Source organism: Pseudomonas sp. IT-P12 (genome assembly GCF_949767465.1).
Classification (GTDB): domain Bacteria; phylum Pseudomonadota; class Gammaproteobacteria; order Pseudomonadales; family Pseudomonadaceae; genus Aquipseudomonas.
Genome location: NZ_CATKPY010000023.1, coordinates 514,309 through 534,135, shown reverse-complemented (window position 1 = coordinate 534,135; position 19,827 = coordinate 514,309). Strand labels below are relative to the sequence as shown.

Sequence of the window (19,827 nt, the reverse complement as noted above, 5' to 3'; positions counted from 1 at the left end):
ACTTTCAAACATTAAAGCGGCTCCGAGGGAGCCGTTTTAATCAACTGCCGGGCTTGGCGCCGTACCAGCGCGGGGTATACACCCAGACACCGCCGTCCGGACGAGGAAAAGTGCAGGTCGTCGAAGAACCGACCAGCACCATGGTGCGCATGTCCACCTGATCAGGCGTCAGTTGCCCGAGCGTCGTCACGCGCAAGGTCTGGCCGGGGCGACCGATGTCGCGGCCCAGGACCACCGGGGTCTGGGGCAGACGATGTTGCGCAACGATCTCCAGCGCACGCCCCAGCTGCCAGGGGCGCGAGCGGGAGATCGGGTTGTAGAACGCCAGCGCCAGGTCCGCCTGCGCTGCCAGGTCCAGGCGCTTCTCGATGATGGCCCAGGGTTTGAGGTTGTCCGACAGCGACATGACGCAGAAGTCATGCCCCAGCGGTGCCCCGGCCTGCGCGGCCGTTGCCAGGGAGGCGGACACCCCCGGCAGCATTTCCAGTTCAACGTTGTGCCATGCAGGGTCGGTGGACTCATGCAACGCCTCGAGCACCGCCGCCGCCATGGCGAACACGCCCGGATCGCCCGAAGACACCACCACCACCGAGCGCCCCTGCGCCGCCAGTTCGAAGGCATGACGGGCACGCTGCATCTCTTCGCGGTTGTCGGTGCAATGCAGCACTTGATCGGCGCGGAACGGGCCGGCCATGCGCACGTAGGTTTCATAGCCCAGCACATCGTTGGCCCGGGCCAGCTCCGCCTTGACCGCCGGGACCATCAACTCCGCCGCGCCAGGCCCCAGGCCGATCACCGCCAGGCGCCCGCGCGGACGGCCGATCGACAGCGGCTGCAGCGGATGTTCGGCCACGGCGATGGCGATGGCGTCATCGCCGAAGATCGACACCGGCTGATCGACGGCGTTGCGCGCCCGTTCCCTGAGCGCTGCGGTGCCGCTGGCAAAGCGCAGCGGCACCCCCAGTTCCAGTGCGGCTTCGCGCAACGACGGGTCGGCCATGTCACGATCGGCCGCCAACAGCAACGCCACCGATTGCACAGCGATGTTCGCCTGGTGCAGCGCCTCGCGAATCGCCTGCGGCAGGTCGGCCACCCCGGCACTGACCGCCACCAGTACGTTGCGCGGGTAGATCAGTAATTCGTTGGCCGTGGGCGTGCGCTCGGCATGCCCGACATACACCGCCAGCCGCGCCTCGGGGTCCTGCGGTAACTGCGCGTCGGCCAACCATGGGGCCGAGCCTTCGATGCGCACCGTTTCACCGGCGAGTAGATCGGAGACGAAACGCTTGCCCAACGCCAGATCACCGAGCGCGAAGCCAGTGGGCGGGTTGAGCAGGCAGGTGCCGAAACGCAATTCGCCACTGGTGGTGATCGCGGCCGGCACCTGCAACGCAGCGCCTATCTCCCGCGCCAGGACGTTCACCCCACCCAGCCCCCCCAGCAACGGCACCACCGCGCTGCCGTCTTCGGCAACGGCCAGCACCGGCGGCTCGGCACCTTTCTCCAGCAGCAAGGGTGCGAGGGTGCGGATCACGATGCCGGCCGCGCACAGGGCGATGATCGGCGTGTCCTGTTGATAGAGTTCGCGCAGGGTCGCGCCGAATTCGCGATAGACACGATCCGCACCCTCGACCCGTTCGGCCAGACCATGGACCAGGGCGCCGGGGTACAGCTGTTGGATTCTGCGCGCGGTGGCGAGGCTGCCATTGCCAAGAATGACAATCGCCGGAACTGGACGCGTCATCAGCCTTGCCACCTTTCACCCGGAACGATGATCAGCGAGAAGTAGGGCGAGGACATCGGCTCGACCTCCGCCAGCGGCACGATCTTCTGGTTGGCCATGGTCGCGCGTTCGACGTACAGCGCACGCCCCGCCAGCCCGAGTTCCTCCAGTACCTGACGCACCTTGGGCAGGTTGCGCCCCAGTTTCATGATCACCGCCGCGTCGGCATCGGCCAGGCGTCGCTTGAGGTCCTCGTGCGGCAAAACACCGGACAGCACCGACAGGCTCTGGTTGCGATACACCAATGGCGCACCGAGCACCGACGCACCGCCGAGCATCGAGCAGACACCCGGCACCACTTCGGCTTCATAACGTTCGGCCAGACGATCGTGCAGGTACATGTAGGAACCGTAGAAGAACGGATCGCCCTCGCAGATCACCGCCACGTCCCGGCCGGCGTCCAGGTGCGCGGCGAGCTCTTCGCCGGCCGCATCGTAGAAATCGCTGATGACCTGTTCATACGACAGCGGTGCCGGCAAGGCTTCGGTTGTCACCGGGTACACCAGTGGCAGCAACGTCTGCGCCGTTTGCAGGTGCGCCTCGATGATGCCGAACGCGTTGCCCTTCTTGCCCTTGGCGACGAAGTACGCCACCACCGGCGATTCGCGCAGCAGTCGCAGCGCCTTGACGGTAATCAGTTCCGGATCACCCGGGCCGACGCCCAGGCCGATCAAGCGTCCAGGTTGCTGCATCATTCGATCTCCGTGGCGAGGGCATTGACCGCAGCGGCGGCCATGGCGCTACCGCCCAGCCGGCCCTGCATGATCACGAACGGCACGCCACGGCTGTCCGCCGCCAGCGCTGCCTTGGATTCGGCGGCGCCGACGAAGCCCACCGGGAAGCCCAGGATCAGCGCCGGTTTCGGGGCGCCGGCGTCGAGCATTTCCAGCAAATAGAACAAGGCGGTCGGTGCGTTGCCGATCACCACGACGCTGCCTTCCAGGTGCGGGCGCCACAATTCCAGGGCTACGGCCGAGCGGGTGTTGCCCAGCTCACGGGCCATTTGCGGCACGCTGTCGTCGCGCAGGGTGCAGATCACCTGATTGTTGGCCGGCAGACGCGCGCGGGTGATGCCCTCGGACACCATACGCGCATCGCACAGGATCGGCGCACCGGCCGCCAGCGCATCGCGCCCGGCCTGGCCGGCGCCCGGGGAGAACTGCAAGCCGTCGATGGCATCGACCATGCCGCAGGCGTGAATCACGCGGACCGCGAGCTTTTCCAGATCGGCAGGAATGCGCGCGAGGTTGGCCTCGGCGCGAATGATCGCGAAGGAGTTGCGATAGATCTCCTGACCGTCGCGAATATAATCAAGCATCAAGCGGGCTCCGTGAGCGGGCGGCGAGCAAGGCGTCGACCGCTTCAATAGTAAGGTTGCGTGCGTGCGGGGCGCCGAAACCCGGCTGCCCCGCTTCGCGAAAATAGAGGTCATAGTGACCGGGGGTAACGGCCAGCAGGGTCACCGGGGCGATATGCGCGGCGGCGCAGGAGCGCGGGCAACCGCTCAGGTGCACCTGCAACGCATCACCGTGACGCTGCAACAGCGCCGCCAGTTGCCGGGCATCGCCCTTGGTGTCGGCCAGGCCCCGGCCACAGCCCGTGGATCCAGTGCAGGCGATCAACTGCGACAAGGCCTGATCGGCGTCGCACAACAGCCCCAACTGCTGCAGGCGGCGCAGGACTTCATCGGCGTGCTCGCGGGGTACATTGGGCAACAGCAGGCTTTGCCAGGGCGTGAATCGCAGCGTTGCATCACCGTATTCGCACGCCAGTTGCGCGGCACCGCGCAGCATCGCGCCATCGAGTCGGCCCAGGGGCGGCACGCCACCGACATAGACGTGTTGCGCCTGCGACTGCGCGTGCGCCCCCATGTGCAGGCCCGTCTCATGGACCGGGCGCTGCCAGCCCGTGACCGGCTGAAGGGGCACGCGCTCGGCCAGTCGCGCCACGAACGTGGTAACCGGCATGTCGGCCAGCACATGACGCATGCGCGTCTGCTCGGGGCGCGCCAGTTCAAGGAACAACTCCAGCACCGCGACCACCAGGTCATGGCCAGCGTCCAGCGCCACCGACCCGGCCGGCACGTCCGTGGGACAACCCGCCAGGCCGAACGCAAGTCGGCACTCGCCCGCTTGCCCGTAGGCCGAGAGCCACAGGTCGTTGGGGTGCTCGAGCATTGCCAGCGCCTCACCGCCATCCAGCTGCAGGGCGAACTTGGGGCTGAGATCGTGAAAGGGCTCATGGCGCTGCACGGTGGCCAGGATCTGCTCGGCCAGGGCGCGGGTATCGAACAGCATGTGCCGGTCTATGCCGGCACTCGGACTGAGCATCAGGTTGCGCACGTCATCGCCGGCCGCGTGGTGCGGGCCGAGACCCGCCGCCAGCAGGCGCTCGATCAACGCCGCCTGTTCCGCGCCTATCCCGCGTATCTGCAGGTTGGCGCGGTTGGTCGCTTCAATCGCACCGCTGGCGAAGTCCTCTGCTGCACGGGCCACCGCATCGGCCTGGGCGCTGCTGATCGAGCCGCCGGTCAACTTGATGCGGCAGATACCGCCGTCCAGCGCCGGGACGATGCGTAACAGTCCCGGACAGGCCGAGGGGCGTACTGCGGTGGACATCGGACGTTCGTTCAAGGGCATGACCCGTACAGGTGGCGAGGCGCTTCGCGGGCAAAGCGGGCGGTATTATGCCTGCTTTGCAACCGGGTATGAAAAGCCTGTCGGACGACCAGAGCACTCGAGGAACAGAAAGCGCTGCAGCGCGGTATCATTGCGCCCGGCACGAACCCGCTCGCCCTTCATGAGTGGGCGGCTTTTTCAAGGAGCAGGCATGACGCCCTGGCTGACGGTTATCGGCATCGGTGAAGACGGTTTCAAAGGCCTGGGCAAGAACGCCCGGCACGCGCTGTTGCGCGCCTCGCGAATCTTCGGCGGCCAGCGACACCTGGACCTGTTGCCGCCCTGCATCCGGGGCCGGCGCGACACCTGGCCCAGCCCGTTTTCCATCGACCCGGTGCTGGCCCTGCGCGGCGAGCCGGTGTGCGTGCTGGCCAGCGGCGACCCGATGTTTTTCGGCGTCGGTGCCAGCCTCGTCCGGCAGTTGCCCAGCGATGAAATACTGATCCTGCCCGCGCCCTCGTCCTGCTCGCTGGCCGCCGCACGCATGGGCTGGCCGTTGCAGGAGGTGGTCACGCTGTCGGTCGTTGCACGCCCGATCGCGGCGCTCCATGCACAACTGTTCAGCGGTGTTCGCCTGTTGGTGCTCAGTAACGATGGCCACAGCCCGGCGGCGATTGCCGCGCTGTTGCGCGAGCGTGGGTTCGGCCCCAGCCGCCTGACGGTGCTGGAACACCTGGGCGGTGCCGCCGAGCGGCGCATTGATGGCCTCGCGCAGGCCTGGAGCGATCCTTCGATTGCCGACCTGAACCTGGTCGCCATCGAATGCATCGCCGAAACCGCTGCGCCGCGTCTATCGCGCCTGGCCGGCCTGCCGGACTCGGCGTTCGAACACGACGGCCAGTTGACCAAACGCGATGTCCGCGCCATCACCCTCGCCCGCCTGGCTCCGGTGCCCGGTGAGCTGCTGTGGGACGTCGGCGCGGGCAGCGGCTCGATCGGTATCGAGTGGATGCGCGCTCATCCCAGCTGCCGTGCGCTGGCCATCGAGGCCGATGAGGGACGCCAGGCGCTGATCGAACATAACCGCGACGCGCTGGGTGTACCCGGCCTGCAGTTGGTTCGCGGCAAGGCACCGCACGCCCTTGCCGGCCTTGAACCCCCGGATGCGATTTTCATCGGTGGCGGCGTCACCCGCGAAGGTGTGCTCGACACCTGCTGGGCGCAGCTGAAACCCGGCGGCCGACTGGTCGCCAACGCCGTGACACTGCAAAGTGAAATGACCCTGATGGCCTGGCGCGAGCAACACGGTGGCGAGCTGACGCGCATTCACATCGCCCAGGCGCAACCGCTCGGCGGCTTCGACACTTGGCGCCAGGCCTTGCCGATAACCCTGCTGGATGTGGTCAAACCTCTCGATGCGTGACGAAACCGCCGAACAGCCCAGGCCCCTGCGCAGCGGCCTGACCACTGGCAGCTGCGCCACCGCCACCAGCCTCGCCGCAGCGCGATTGCTGCTTGGCGGCGCCGGCGCGGACGCCGTGGACATCGTCCTGCCCAAGGGCAAGCGCGTACAGATGCGCCTGGAATTCTGCCGCCTGCTGGATGAGGGCGCCGAGGCCGGCACCCTCAAGGATGCCGGCGATGACCCGGACGTCACCCATGGCGCACTGCTGTTCTCCCAGGTGCGATTGCGCGCCGAACCGGGCATCCGCTTCTGCGCCGGGCGCGGTGTGGGCACCGTCACCCGACCGGGCCTGGTGCTGGCGGTCGGCGAACCGGCGATCAATCCGGTGCCGCGCAAAATGATCACCGAGCACCTGATGGGGCTGGCACAGGAGCTGGGATACCCGGGCGGTTTCGAGGTCACGGTCAACGTCGAAGGCGGCGAGGCGCTGGCGCTCAAAACCATGAATCCGAGACTGGGGATTCTCGGTGGCTTGTCGATCCTGGGCACCAGCGGCATCGTCCGGCCGTTCTCCTGCTCGGCGTACATCGCCTCGATCCAGCAAGGGATCGACGTAGCGAAGACCAACGGTTACCGACACATTGCCGCGTGCACCGGCAACGCCAGCGAAGACACCATGCGCCGGGTGTACAGCCTGCCGGAAATTGCCCTGATCGAAATGGGCGACTTCGTCGGTGCCGTGCTCAAGCACCTGCGCAAAGTCCCCGTGGATAAACTCAGCCTTTGCGGCGGGTTCGGCAAGATCAGCAAACTGGCGGCCGGGCACATGGATTTGCACAGCCGGCATTCGAGCATCGACTTGCCGCAGTTGGCCGAATGGGCGGCAACGCTCGGCGCCGACGCGGCGTTGCAGCAGGGGATCCGCGAGGCCAACACCAGCCAGCAAGCCCTGGCGATGGCCAGCGCCGCGGGTATCGCGCTCGGTGATGCAGTGTGTCAGCACGCCCTGGCATTCGCCCGCAGCGTGGTGCCGGCGCAGGTTCAGGTGGAAGTGTTTGCCATCGACCGCCAGGGCGCGATCGTCGGCCAGGCGGGGACTGTTCGATGAAGCGCATTCTGCTGCTGGGCGGCGTCACCGAGGCATTGGCCATCGCCCGCACGCTGGGGCCGGAACACATCTACAGCCTGGCCGGCATCGGTCGCGTGCCCGATGACCTGAGTTGCCAGGTGCGTGTCGGCGGCTATGGCGGTGCCGAGGGGCTGGCGCAATACATTCGTGACGAAGGCATCGACCTGCTGCTGGACGCAACGCATCCCTATGCCGCGCAGATCAGCCAGAACGCCGCGAGTGCCGCCCGGTTGAGCGGCATTCCCTGCTGGGCGCTCAGGCGTCCGGCCTGGCAACCGCAGGCAGGGGATGACTGGCGCGACGTCAGCGACTGGGCGGAGTTGATCCAGGCCCTTGAACCATTCCGGCGACCGCTGTTCACCCTCGGCCGCGAGCCCCTGCAACACCTGGATGAAATTCCGTCGGAGCAATTCTGGACCCTGCGCGCCCTGGACGTTTACCCCGGCAATTCGCGCTGCGAAGTGATCGGGGCCCGGGGGCCGTTCCTGATCGACGACGAGCGTGCGCTGTTCGAGCGTCGCCAGATCGACGTGCTCGTCAGCAAAAACAGCGGCAGCACCGCCACCGAACCAAAACTGGAAGTGGCACGCGAGCGCGGGGTGCCGGTGCTGGTGTTGAAGCGGCCGGTGTTGGCGGCGGTGGATCGGGAGTTTTCGACGCTGGAGGAAACACTTGGCGCATTGGCGGCCACCTTTCTGTAAGGCAAGATCACTGGCTTGCGTGAACAGTAACCTATTTGTTACCTTCAAGGCCGTCCGTGATCACACTCGAAGAATACCTGCGGGAAAACGACACAAGCCCGTTTGGACAATGGTTTTCCAGCCTAGATGCGCAAGCAGCATGCAAGGTATCGGTTGCCCTGTTGCGGCTGGAGTCAGGCAACACATCCAACATCAAGTGGTTCGACGGTCTCGGCGAGTACCGGATAGATTGGGGCCCCGGTTATCGAATCTATCTGGTTCAAGAAGGAAAACGTCTGATCATCCTCTTCGGCGGAGGAAACAAGTCCACCCAAAGAACCGACATCAAACAAGCGAAGTCTCTCATAGCCGAGTTTCGCATTCGCAAAAGAGCTGAGCAGAATCGTAGGTAAGGTCATGGCACTCACTCGCAGTTACAAACACACCATTTCCGAGCGCGCCCAGCGCGACCCCGAGTTCGCACAGGCATTATTGGATGAGGCTGCTACGCTGTTTCTTAACGGCGAGCCTGAAATGGCCAGGATCATCCTGCGGGACCTCGTCAACGCCACCGTTGGATTCGAAGAACTGGCAAAGGAGACGGCCAAACCAAGCAAAAGCCTTCATCGGATGCTGTCCGCCAAGGGCAATCCAAGCATGGATAACCTGGCAGCCATTTTCGCCGTGATTCGGGCTACGCTTGGCGTCGATATGCAAGTACATGCAGTACGCGCGAGCTGAACGCTAGAGCAGTAACCGCTCGAACTGCGACACCAAACCGCACGCCGTCTTTTTACTTATCGGCACTGATCAGGCTAAATAGCCGCGCCTGATTGACCACCCAACCGGATTCGTCCCATGTCCCGACAACGGCTCGCAATTGCCTGGATAGCCTGCTTCGCAGTGCTGTTCAACCTGCTCGCCATGCCGATGACCGGAGCGATGGCGCAGGCGGCGCAAGCCCCCGCCGAGCAAGTGATGTGGGGCAGTTTCTGTTCGTCCGGCGGCACCCGCATGGTGGCGATCTCCCTGGGCGACCTGGAGCAGAAAGCGCCGCAGAGCGACGAACATTCCAACATGCAGCATTGCTGGTGCTGCTCCGGTTCCGCGCCGCTGGTGGCATTGCCGGGGCACGCACCGCACTTGTATTTCGCCCGTTTCGAAAGCCATCGAAGCCAGCCTGCCACCTCTCTCGACAACCCCACCCCGCGCCAGCAATGGCCGAACCTCAATCCCCGCGCTTCCCCTCTGGTGTGATTGCTTCTCGCACGTTGACCTGCGTTTTGAATCGTCCGGAGCACTGCCATGTTGAACAAACTCATCGTCCTGGCCGCATTGCTGCTGCCTGCCTGTTTTGCCAATGCCCATGAATACAAAGTGGGCGAACTGGAAATCGCTCACCCCTGGTCGCAGGAACTGCCACCCAACGCGCCGACCGTCGCGACCTACTTCGTGATTCACAACACCGGCAAAGCGGCCGATACCCTGCTCGGCGTCGATTCACCGATTGCCGGCATCGCCGAGCTGCACGAACACGTGATGCAGAACGACCTGATGAAAATGCAGCAAGTGCCCCGGGTCGAGATTCCCGCCGGCGGCACCGTCACCTTCGCGCCGATGGCGTATCACGTCATGTTGCTGGAACTGAAGGACCGCAGCCTGCTGAGCGACGGCAAGCGTTTCCCGCTGACGATGCATTTCGAGAAATCCGGTGACGTAACCGTCGAAGTCGCGGTGCAGAAAACCGCCCCCGACGGCACCCAGACCCACGTCCACAAACCCTGATCGCCAGAGCTGACATCGCCCATGCGCCCGCTTAGCGCCAGGTCATCCGCCTCCCGTCGTCAGTCCCGGGGACTGACTCGTGGCAGCTGGATAAGCCTGTTCGCCATGTTGATGATCTTTATCGGCCCGCTGATTTCCCAGTCGATGCCGATGGATCAACGCGCCGCTGCAATGACCATGAACATGAGCATGTCGATGGACATGAGCATGGACATGGCGGCGATGGACCACGGCGAGCATGACGCCGCACCCGCCGCCGAGCACTGCCCACCCGAGGCGAGCCATCATGCGATCTGGGAAAAGTGCGGCTATTGCAGCCTGCTGTTCAATTGCCCGGCGCTGACGGGTGGCCAGTCCTTCATCGCATTCGCTACACCCTTCACCAACACCTTCAGCATTCCCGCCGAACGACTGGGCCACGCCCGGTCCACCTTCTTCCCCGGTGCCCGCACCCGAGCGCCCCCCATCGTCGCGTAAACACCCCCCAGCTATCACACGGTCCGAAGACAGCCAGAGTCCCCTGAGGGAGCGAGCCGGCTTGCGACAAGGGCGGTTCAGTCGACATCGAGGTCGCCTGACGCCGCGCTGCCGCGAGCACGCCCACAGGAAACGCGCAGGTTGCCGTCCGTATCGTTTACGACTGTTCGATGGAAATTGTCATGTCCAGGTTTTCTGCTGACCCACGCTTGAGCCCTGCCCAAGCGACTTTCGCCCTGAACGCCGTGCGCGTACGTTTCAGGCACGCCACTGCCTTCCTGTGCGGCGCACTGCTGACCCCTCTGGTGGTGGCGGACGAACACGCCGACCACCGTGAAGAACTGAGCCCCACGGTAATCACCGCCGTCGCCCCGAGTTCACCACTGACCGTCGTCACCAATCCCAAGGACCCACGCCAACCGGTGCCCGCCAGCGACGGTGGTGATTACCTGAAGACCATTCCCGGCTTCGCCCTGGTCCGCAACGGCGGCACCAATGGCGACCCGGTGTTGCGCGGAATGTTCGGCTCACGGCTGAACATCCTCACCAATGGCGGCGTGATGCTAGGCGCCTGCCCCGGCCGCATGGACGCCCCGACCTCGTACATTTCCCCGGAAACCTACGACAGACTGACCGTGATCAAAGGCCCACAGACCGTGCTCTGGGGGCCGGGCTCGTCGGCTGGCACCATCCTGTTCGACCGTGAGCCGGAAAGCTTCGGCGAACTCGGCACGCGGGTGAACGCCAGCGTACTGGCCGGTTCCAACGGCCGCTTCGACAAAACCGTGGACGCCGCCGCAGGCGGTCCCCTGGGCTACATGCGGGTGATCGGCAACACCGCCCAGGCCGATGACTATCGCGACGGCAACAATGACACCGTGGCGTCACGCTACGACAAGTGGAACGGCGATGTCGCCGTCGGCTGGACACCGGATGCCGACACGCTGCTGGAACTCACTGCCGGCAAGGGCGATGGCGAAGCACGTTACGCCGGACGGGGCATGGACGGCGCGCAGTTCAAACGCGAAAGCCTGGGGCTGCGTTTTGAAAAATCCAACATCGGCGAAGTGCTGGACAAGATCGAGGCACAGGTCTACTACAACTACGCTGACCACGTGATGGACAACTACAGCCTGCGCACCCCCTCCGGCACCGGGATGATGGCCGGGCCGATGGCCTCCAACGTCGATCGCCGCACCCTCGGCGCACGGATCAAGGCCACCTGGCGCTGGGCCGATGTGCAATTGATCAGCGGCCTCGACGCGCAGACCAACGAGCATCGCCAACGCAGCAGCATGGGCGTCGACACCTACAAGGAGCTGCCGTACAGCAAGGACGCCGACTTCCACAACTACGGCGTGTTCAGCGAACTGACCTGGTACGCCGCCGACCGCAATCGCCTGATCGGCGGCGCCCGACTCGATCGCGCATCCGCCAGGGATTTCCGCCAGACCACTGGCTCCGGGATGATGACCCGGCCCAACCCGACGGCCGACGACACCCGCGCCGATACCCTGCCCAGCGGTTTCGTACGCTACGAACACGACCTGGCCGACAGCCCGACCACGCTGTACGCAGGCCTGGGCCATACCCAGCGCTTCCCCGACTACTGGGAGTTGTTCTCGCCCAACGTTGGCCCGGCCGGTTCGGTGAATGCCTTCGATGCGATCAAGCCGGAGAAAACCACTCAGCTCGACTTCGGCCTGCAGTACAAGACCGATGACCTCGAAGCCTGGGCCTCGGGTTATGTCGGGCAGATCCGTGACTACATCCTGTTCGACTACACGCCCGGCATGATGGGCATGACCTCGCAAGCCGAGAACATCGACGCGCGGATCATGGGTGGCGAACTCGGCGCGGCCTACAAGCTCACCTCGAACTGGAAGGCCGACGCCACCCTGGCCTATGCCTGGGGCAAGAACAGCAGCGACGGCAAGGCACTGCCGCAAATGCCACCGCTGGATGCTCGGTTCGGTCTGACCTACAGCGAAGACAACTGGAGCGCCGGCGCCCTGTGGCGAGTGGTCGCGGCGCAAAACCGCATCGACCAGAACAAGGGCAACGTGGTGGGCAAGGACTTCACCAAGACCCCGGGGTTCGGCGTGTTTTCGCTTAATGGCGCCTACCGGATCAACAAGCACTGGAAGGTCAGCAGCGGCGTCGACAACCTGTTCGGCAAGGCGTACGCCGAGCATTTGAACCTGGCCGGCAACGCCGGTTTCGGTTACCCGGCCAATGACCCGCAGGCCATCAAGGAACCGGGGCGCACGCTCTGGACCAAGGTGGACATGAGTTTCTGAACACCACCCCACAGGAGCGAGCCCGCTCGCTCCTGTGGGGTCCGGGAATGAACAACTAAAACAGCCTCACGCCAAGCGGAGCACAACCGATGAAACAGCCCAAAGTGAATTTCTACAACCTGGCCTGGCGCTGGCATTTCTATGCCGGTCTGTTCGTCGCGCCATTCATGGTGATGCTGGCCCTGACCGGCACCGTCTACCTGTTCAAGCCGCAGCTCGATCCGTTGATGTACGGCCACCTGATGAACGTCCCGGCCGGGCATCACAGCGTGCCGGCCGACGAGCTGCTCGAGCGGGTGAAAACCGCTTACCCGCAAGCCGCCATCAAGCAATACCTGCCCCCCGTGAGTGCCGGGCGAAGCGCGCAGTTCGTCGTGCTCGATGGCGATACGGAGCTGAACGTGTTTGTCGATCCGTACCACGGCGACATCCTCGGCGAGCAAGACGCCAAGAAGAACCTGCAAGCCGTGGCGCGGGCGATTCATGGTGAATTGATGATCGGCACGGTGGGTGACCGACTGATCGAAATGGCCGCCGGCTGGGGCGTGGTGCTGGTGGTGTCCGGGGTGTTCCTGTGGTGGCCGCGAGGCCAGGCGGCCGGGATCCTGTGGCCGCGCCTGAGCAGTCGCGGCCGCGTGCTGTGGCGCGACCTGCATGCCGTCACCGGTTTCTGGGGCGCCACGCTGCTGCTGGTGATGCTGCTGAGCGGCATGACCTGGACCGGCTTCTGGGGCAAGCAATACGCCGCCGTGTGGAATGTGTTTCCCGATGCCATGTGGAACGACATGCCCAAGTCGGACGTGGAGGCACGCAGCCTCAACACCGCCACCCGCCAGACCGTGCCGTGGGCCATGGAAAACACGCCGATGCCGATGTCCGGCGACCATGCCGAACACATGGCCCACGGTGCGGCGCACGATGGCCCCGCCGCGCCAACCGTCAGCTTGCAGGCGGTGCAGGAGATTGCCGAACAACGCCAGGTCGAACCGGGCTACAGCATCACCTTCCCGACCACCGCGACCGGCGTCTTCACCATCGCCGTGTTCGCCGACGACCCGCGCAACGACGCCACCCTGCACGTCGATCAATACAGCGGCAAAGTCCTGGCCGATGTGCGCTGGGAGCAATACGGCACCGTCGCCCGCGCGACGGAGCTGGGCGTGATGCTGCACGAAGGCAAGATGTTCGGCACGCTGAACCAGATCATCGTGTTGCTGATCTGCCTGATGATCCTGCTCAGCGCCGTCAGCGGCGTGGTGATCTGGTGGAAGCGCCGGCCACAGGGCAAGTTCGGCGTTCCACCGCTGCGCCACGACCTGCCGACCTGGAAAACCGGCGTGGCGATCATGCTGGTGCTGGCCGTGGCGTTCCCGCTGGTGGGCGCTTCGCTGGTGGTGGTCTGGGTGCTGGATCGACTGCTGCTGACGCGTTTCAATCGGCAGGCGGAACCGGACTCGGCGGCGTGAACGCTGCTGCGGGGTAGCGGGCACCCCGCGTCAGCGATGAGCCCGGAGGCACACGAGGGATCAGCTCGGTCGACGGCTCATCTCCAGTAACAAACGGGTCGTAAGCGGGCCGCGAGGGTGCCAGAACCGGTCAGGTTCCAGGATCTCCAGTCGGCCCGTGAGGATCAGGGTGCCGAGCACGTGCGAGAGCCTGGACCGCGTGACGCCGTGTGCCTCATCGGACCAGGCGTCGAGCAGCACCTGGGACTCGCTGTCTTGGTAACCGGGGCGAAAGGCGAGCAACGCGCCGTTTCGTGGCGTCAGGTAATAACGGCCGTCGGCGACGCCATGGCCCCTGAGCAACGCGATGCAAGCCCGGATCTCATCCTGAGCGACGAAATTGCGATAGAGCGTTTCCTCAAACCGACTGCTGAACCGCTGCTCCCGGTCATCGACCTTGTAGAGTTGCTGCACACCCATCACCTCATAACCGGCCGGATACCGCTTGGACGCCCCGCGAGCCATGGCCCCGACAAACAGGCGGCGAAAGGCCGGCGTAGCGTCACGCAGCCCGGGGGGCACGGTCGGCCCGGCATCCTCCAGCGGTTCGGTGGCGACGACGTTCGATTGAGCGTCCCGTAGAATCGCCGCCAATCGCGCTTCGCCACGGGTGTTGCGCAGCCGCCGCCACATCCATCGCGCCGCGTCGTCCGGGTGGGCACACAACGGGCCGAGCGCCAGGCGTTCATCGTCGGCGGTAACCCGGGCCTCGACCTTGCCTGGCGACCACGTGGGCCCGACACGCCCGGTCATCGCCCAAGTGGCACTGCGCACCAGCACCTCGAGCCGACCGCCGCGCGCAACCTTGCGGATGTAGTCGGCAGGGTTGCCATCGCCCTGCAACGACTGCACATAAGCCGTCAGCTTCGCATGGCTTTGCAGATCGTTGTCCCACGCCACGGCGTCGTACCTGAGCAGCGCGCCATCGGCGCAGGACAGGTACAACGGGTGAAACCGGGTCAACGTCCCCGCCGTGAACACCTGCACGGCCGACAGCGCCGCCGCGAGCACCGAAGGCGCAATGAAACTGCGAAACACCTCGGAGCGCGGCAGCTCTTCCGGCTGCCGGGCCGGCGCGCACAGATACAGGCCCTGCACCGAATACCCGGTGGGCAGTTGCCCCCGCAGAAACACCCGTTCATGGGGAAATTTCAGGTCGTGCGCCGCGACCGGCAGGCTGGTGACCGAATGAGCCAGGCGCGATGAGGTGAGCACCAGGCCAAAGCTCCAGCCGTCGCGTTTGCCGGCCTGCTCATGGGCATGCCGCACGGCGTCGTCGCTGTGGCAGAACGCCGGGCTCAACGCCCGATCAAGCGCGGCGAAGCGCACCGATTCGGCAGCCACAAAGCCCTGTTTCTGCGGCAGCCAGCCCCCGACCAAGCGGCCTGCCGGGCCCCACAGATGGCTGCTCTGCACCACCTGCAACGCGCCGACCTTGAGCACTTGATTGACCAGTTGGGTGGGCGTGCCCGCCCCGCTGCGAATCCGCCGTTCGATCAGGTTGCTCCAGGGGTCGTGGGGGCTGTCGGTGGAGGGCGCGAGCTGGCTTTCCAGCAGCGCCAAGTCCGCCGTCAACTGGCTACGCGATGACGCACTCAACAGATCACGGGCATCGTCGTGCAAGGTGAAGCCGAGTATCGAGCCCTGCGCGCCGAGCAGGTATTCGTGAGTCCAGAGGTGGTCCGAGGCCAGTGCAGTCGCCAGCACTGTGGTGGAAAAGAAATCGCGATAGACCTCCCGTTCCTGGCCCGACACCAGGAACGGCAACTCGCTGGCCACCCGCGTGCGATAACGGGCGACGATTGTGCAGCCGGGGGCCAGCAGATCCTGTGCGACGTCCTCGTCCGGCAGGATCTGCTTCGGGTCGAAGTCTTCCGTGTCCACGTGCAACGGCTCGGTGGCGACGAACAGACCATCGCCTCGCCTGAGTACCAGGCCGCCGTAAAGCTGATCCCGATCCGCGCCCAGCAAGCGCGCCACATGTCGCACCGCGTCGACCTGGTGGGTATATGCCGGGCTCAGGGCTCGGCGGACGAATGCGGCATACGGTGTCCAGTCGGCCGTCAGCCTGGTCGGGCTCGCCTCACCCCAGCATTCACTGCCCGCCACCACGTTGATCCAGCCGTGAGTAATGGCCTGGGTGACAAAGTCCCTTGCCGGCAACTGCCCGCTGCTCAGTTGCCCATGCACGTCCTCGGCCACGCCCGAGGGCTGGATCCGCGCATCGAACAATGTCGTCGAGTTCGGCGAGGTGTATTTGAGCAGCGCCCGGTCCAGGGTCGACAGGTACACCGGCAAGCCCATGGCACTGCCTTGCGGGCGCAAGCGACGGGCCATGAAAAAACCTTCGTATAAATCCCTGGACGAGATGAAGTGTCGGCCCAGCCAGCGATCAGCCGACCCGAGGTTGTCCGGCATCCACTGCCGGGCATAAAACAGGCCGCACACCTGGAATGACGCGGGGTACACAAACCCGCCGGCGCCATCAGCCTTGAACAGGCTGGCCAGGGAAAACAGGGGCTGCTCATCGCTGGCGGGCACGGTTTCACTGACGACGTATTCATCCTTGCTCGAGTGCTTGAGGACAACGCCAAAACAGGTCTGGTCCGGACCGCTACGCCGGACACGCCGATGGGCGTCGCGAGCCGCCGCGTCCGCATCGGCGAACACTGCGCCAAAGGCGGCTTGATCAGGCGTTTGAAAACCCCGGGGGGCGGGAAAGGCGCTCCAATGCCGCGCGATCATGCCCCTCGCGCCCCACAACTCGCTGGCCACCACCACCCGCAAACTGCCAGCATGGGCCAACTGTTTGACGATGTCCTCGGGCTGCAGGGCGCCGCTCGCCAGATCCTCGGCCATCCGGCTGCCTTTGGCGTTTGGGGCCACCTGCGCGACCAGGTCCTTTTCAGCTGCCGAGCCACTGAGCTCATAGGCAATCAGCGCCTCTTCGGCGCAAGACAGATAGGCCACCTGCAGGTGTTGTCGGTTCTGCAGAATGGCGTGCAGGTCGCCATCGGAAAACAGCTGTGCGTCGAGACTCGCCTGCTCGCGCGTCCATCCGTGGCGCTTCATGCGCTGCGGGTCGTACTGCGACAATGCCAGGCGCGAAGCATAGACACCGCGCAACACATGCTGCTCCGGCAGGATCGGCTTGCCGGACGCATCGGCGGGATAGACATGGCCAGGGGCAAAGCGCCCTGACTTGCCGACGACCCAGGGTTCGGTGACCACAAAGCGCCCATCCTGGCGCTCCATGACATAGCCGCAGAATTCGTAGTCGCGCTGCTGGCCAATCTGCTCGTGGGCATGGCGCACCGCATCGTCCGCCGTGAGAAATGCCGGGCTCAGGCGCTGCTGTGGATATCGGGCAAAAGGAAACCAGGACAGGCCCACCGCGCCTTCCACATCCCACAGCCTGCCCGCCTGAACCACCGACAAGGCACCGACCGCCGCCACCCGCCAGACAAACGCCTCGGGGCTCAGCGTGCCTTTCTCCAGTTCGCCCTGCTCACCGTTATCCGTCACCCGTCCACGGGGATCGACTGCGTACAGGCGGTTTTCCTGGGTCGACCCGGAAAACTCGTAACGCAACAGCGCACCGTCCCGGGTGCTGAGGTAGAGGGCCAACCCCGCAGTCTTGTGCACGCGGGCGATGCCGACCGTCGCGGCAAAATCCGTGGCCGAAATGAAACTCTCGTACAGCCACTTCTGCCTGGGTATCAGGCGGCTGTCCGGCAAGGACAGGTAACAGATACCCTGGATCTCATAGCCCCGAGGCAGCACCGGCCGGCCCTGATCATTCACCGCGAACGCCTGCAAGGCCGAGAACAGTGAGGTGTTGCCGGGTTCGATCTCGCTGGGTTCGCTGACCACATAGTCGTGCGTCTGCAGGTTTTTCAGAATGAACGCGAGCTGCCGCGCCGCCGGTTTCATCCGCATCAGATCGTGCGCCCACTGCGCCCCCACGGCGGCCCCGGGAAACACCCAACTGAGCGCGGGGCTCACGGGAACGTCGGAAACGAACGGTTGATAGGCCACCCAGTTGCCGGGCACCTTGCCCTGCGAGCCTTTCCACACCGCGCTGGTGTTGAGCACGGCCAACTCACCCAGCGCGACGAGTTTCTTCACCAGCGTTTCCGCCGTGGCATCAAACCCGTCGAGTTGTTCGTCCATCACGCCGGTCTTGACGGCGCCGTCGAGCAATACGCTGAAGTTGCGTTCCTGCTGGGAACCGGCTCTCACGTACTTGACCAGGGATCCATCGGCACCGGAGTTGTAGAGCGTGGTGATATTCTCCCGACCAGACAGGATGACCTCCAGATGCTGGAGGTTGGGCAGGCTGGTGTGCAGCGCAATCCGTTCATTCGACCACTCGGGCTGCTGGACCTTGAGCCGCGCCCGCACATCCTCGCTGGCGTTGTACACCGCCGCATAGCGATAGCCCGGAAGCTCGACTTTGCGCTTGGACACGCCCCCTGCGAACGGCAGGCTCCCATCCTTTTTCCAGCGCTTGCCGTCGACCGGTGCGGTGGCGAAGAACTTGCCGTCGTCGCGCTCCAGCACGTAGCCCAATTGATCGATGTCGCGGCGGGCACTCATCTGGTAGTGCGCATGACGAGCGGCATCGTCGGCCGTGAGAAACGCCGGGCTCAGCGATTGGCGGATACGCTCGAAGGGTTGCCAGTCCTGCCCGACCGGTCCGGCCCTGTCCCAGATGTCGCCGGCCTGCAGCACCCTCAGTTGACCGGCGGCGGCCACCTGCAACACAAACTGGAAAGGCGTCAGGCTGCCTGTCTTCAAGGCTTTCTGCAGGATTTCCCCGTTGCCCGCCATCAACACGGTTTCGGCATCGGAGCCCGAGCAGGTGTAGCTCAGCAAGGCCTTGCTCTCGGTGCGCCGGTAGAGCGTCAGCCCCCGTTGCCGCGCTTGCAGGTAAACGTCCTTGCGCGACTGGGCGATCAGCGCTGCAAGCTCGGCGGGGGAAAAGAAGTTCTTGTACAGCCAGTCCTGTTGCACCGGGACCTGCGCCGGTTTCGTCGGGGCCACCGCATAGAAACCCTCGAGGCGGAAACCCGAGGGCAGGCGCGGCCCGCCCGAGTCGCGACGGGGAAACGCCTGCAGCACCGAGGCAATCGACAGGCGTTCTTTCCAGGGGAATGTGGCGACGTATTCCTCGGTGCCCAGCGCCTTGAGCACCACCCCCATGAACGCGATCCCTGAGGTCGCGCTGTCGGCGTTCATGACCTTGTCGAGCACCGCGCCCGGCTGATCGAGTACCGGCGTGCAGAACGGTTGCTCGGTAGGGACCGGCGAGTTGTGCACCGGTTCAAAAACCGCCCAATCGTCGTCGAAGACACCCCTGCGGTCGCCCCACAGCTTGTTGGGAATGACCACACTCAGCGAACCGACCCGGCTCAATTCGTCGACGATCGCTTCCACACGCTCATAGATTCCCGACGGGCGCCCCTTGCTGATTTCTTCCCCGAGCTGCTCCTCCTCCGCCGATCCGCTGGGCACATATTTGAACAGGCAGTCCTCGCTTCCGGACAGGTAGAACGCCTTGGCAAAGGCGCGGTGACGGATCATGAACACCTTGTCGGTGTCGGTGAAAAAATTCATCGCCAGATCGCGTTGTGCATCCGAGAGGTCCGGACGCATCTTTCTCATCTGATCGGGGACCGCCGGATGAGAGTGGTAAAGACCATGGCAGCGGTACCCCGCCGGATGGATGAAATGGCCCTCCGCGTCCATCGCCAGCAGCTTGTTGAAGTCCGCGTACATGTCATCGGCCGGCGTCGGCGCTGTCGCGAAAAAACGCCCGCCCTCTCCCAGCAGGATCAGCCCCGCGTACTCCCGTTTCCGTTTATTGCCAATCGCCTCATGGGCAAAGCGCGCCGCATCGTCGGCGCTGATCATGGGCGGGCTGAGCGCCGGCAGCACGATGTTCGCAGGGGCGTTGCGCCGGGCGCGGTTGATTGAGTTGTCCATAACGTAGGTGTCCGTGAAGGTGAAAAATCCGCTTGGCGTTCCCGCACAAGCCCAGGGGGAAATCGCCCAACCCATGATCGGCCTTTGCCCTCCACGCCAGCGGTACATATGTATTCACGCCAAAAAATCCAGGCAGGCACCACATGGGCGCACGCCG

15 protein-coding genes are annotated in these 19,827 nt (G+C 64.9%); 10 read left to right on the top strand and 5 right to left on the bottom strand.

The features are described 5' to 3' along the window. Positions 1 to 40: 40 nt before the first annotated feature. The 4 genes from cobJ to cobG are packed head-to-tail and all read right to left on the bottom strand — an operon-like array spanning position 41 to position 4,401. Positions 41 to 1,744 (bottom strand): precorrin-3B C(17)-methyltransferase, encoded by a 1,704-nt coding sequence (gene cobJ, locus ACM6IM_RS20560; protein ID WP_414866157.1) that lies wholly within the window; start codon positions 1,742 to 1,744, stop codon positions 41 to 43. Further along, positions 1,744 to 2,475: a precorrin-2 C(20)-methyltransferase gene (locus ACM6IM_RS20555; protein WP_192307858.1), complete on the bottom strand. Its 732-nt coding sequence runs from the start codon at positions 2,473 to 2,475 to the stop codon at positions 1,744 to 1,746. The genes cobJ and ACM6IM_RS20555 overlap by 1 nt, the downstream gene beginning before the upstream one ends. Continuing rightward, positions 2,475 to 3,101: a precorrin-8X methylmutase gene (locus ACM6IM_RS20550; RefSeq protein ID WP_414866156.1), complete on the bottom strand. Its 627-nt coding sequence runs from the start codon at positions 3,099 to 3,101 to the stop codon at positions 2,475 to 2,477. The genes ACM6IM_RS20555 and ACM6IM_RS20550 overlap by 1 nt, the downstream gene beginning before the upstream one ends. Further along, positions 3,094 to 4,401, bottom strand: coding sequence for a precorrin-3B synthase (gene cobG / locus ACM6IM_RS20545; RefSeq protein ID WP_414866155.1), 1,308 nt, complete (start codon positions 4,399 to 4,401; stop codon positions 3,094 to 3,096). Before cobG ends, ACM6IM_RS20550 begins: the two co-directional genes overlap by 8 nt. Positions 4,402 to 4,612: 211 nt before the next feature. Between cobG and cbiE the strand changes: the two genes are divergently transcribed. From cbiE to ACM6IM_RS20495, 10 genes are all read left to right on the top strand, one after another. Next, positions 4,613 to 5,824, top strand: a complete 1,212-nt coding sequence (gene cbiE, locus ACM6IM_RS20540; protein WP_414866154.1) for a precorrin-6y C5,15-methyltransferase (decarboxylating) subunit CbiE — start codon at positions 4,613 to 4,615, stop codon at positions 5,822 to 5,824. Further along, positions 5,817 to 6,914, top strand: a complete 1,098-nt coding sequence (locus ACM6IM_RS20535) for a cobalt-precorrin-5B (C(1))-methyltransferase (protein WP_414866153.1) — start codon at positions 5,817 to 5,819, stop codon at positions 6,912 to 6,914. Before cbiE ends, ACM6IM_RS20535 begins: the two co-directional genes overlap by 8 nt. Next, entirely contained in the window at positions 6,911 to 7,636 is a 726-nt protein-coding gene (locus ACM6IM_RS20530; RefSeq protein ID WP_414866152.1) for a cobalt-precorrin-6A reductase, read from the top strand. Before ACM6IM_RS20535 ends, ACM6IM_RS20530 begins: the two co-directional genes overlap by 4 nt. A 56-nt stretch (positions 7,637 to 7,692) precedes the next feature. After that, positions 7,693 to 8,028 (top strand): type II toxin-antitoxin system RelE/ParE family toxin, encoded by a 336-nt coding sequence (locus tag ACM6IM_RS20525; protein ID WP_414866151.1) that lies wholly within the window; start codon positions 7,693 to 7,695, stop codon positions 8,026 to 8,028. 4 nt (positions 8,029 to 8,032) lie between these two features. Continuing rightward, the gene (locus ACM6IM_RS20520; protein ID WP_414866150.1) at positions 8,033 to 8,356 is read left to right on the top strand and encodes a DNA-binding protein; all 324 of its coding nucleotides are present in this window, start codon (positions 8,033 to 8,035) and stop codon (positions 8,354 to 8,356) included. 117 nt (positions 8,357 to 8,473) lie between these two features. Then, positions 8,474 to 8,872, top strand: coding sequence for a DUF2946 domain-containing protein (locus ACM6IM_RS20515; protein ID WP_414866149.1), 399 nt, complete (start codon positions 8,474 to 8,476; stop codon positions 8,870 to 8,872). Positions 8,873 to 8,920: 48 nt separating this feature from the next. Next, on the top strand, positions 8,921 to 9,400 hold the full coding sequence (locus tag ACM6IM_RS20510; RefSeq protein WP_414866148.1) for a copper chaperone PCu(A)C: 480 nt from the start codon (positions 8,921 to 8,923) through the stop codon (positions 9,398 to 9,400). Between the two features lie 21 nt (positions 9,401 to 9,421). Beyond that, on the top strand, positions 9,422 to 9,877 hold the full coding sequence (locus tag ACM6IM_RS20505) for a DUF2946 domain-containing protein (protein ID WP_414866147.1): 456 nt from the start codon (positions 9,422 to 9,424) through the stop codon (positions 9,875 to 9,877). Positions 9,878 to 10,059: 182 nt separating this feature from the next. Continuing rightward, positions 10,060 to 12,177 (top strand): TonB-dependent copper receptor, encoded by a 2,118-nt coding sequence (locus ACM6IM_RS20500; RefSeq protein ID WP_414866146.1) that lies wholly within the window; start codon positions 10,060 to 10,062, stop codon positions 12,175 to 12,177. A gap of 89 nt (positions 12,178 to 12,266) precedes the next feature. After that, positions 12,267 to 13,643, top strand: a complete 1,377-nt coding sequence (locus ACM6IM_RS20495) for a PepSY-associated TM helix domain-containing protein (RefSeq protein ID WP_414866145.1) — start codon at positions 12,267 to 12,269, stop codon at positions 13,641 to 13,643. A 60-nt stretch (positions 13,644 to 13,703) separates the two neighbouring features. Here the strand turns inward: ACM6IM_RS20495 and ACM6IM_RS20490 are convergent, their stop codons facing one another. Next, positions 13,704 to 19,670 carry a hypothetical protein gene (locus ACM6IM_RS20490; RefSeq protein WP_414866144.1) on the bottom strand — a complete coding sequence of 1,989 codons (5,967 nt, stop codon included), beginning with the start codon at positions 19,668 to 19,670 and terminating at the stop codon, positions 13,704 to 13,706. Positions 19,671 to 19,827 lie beyond the last annotated feature (157 nt).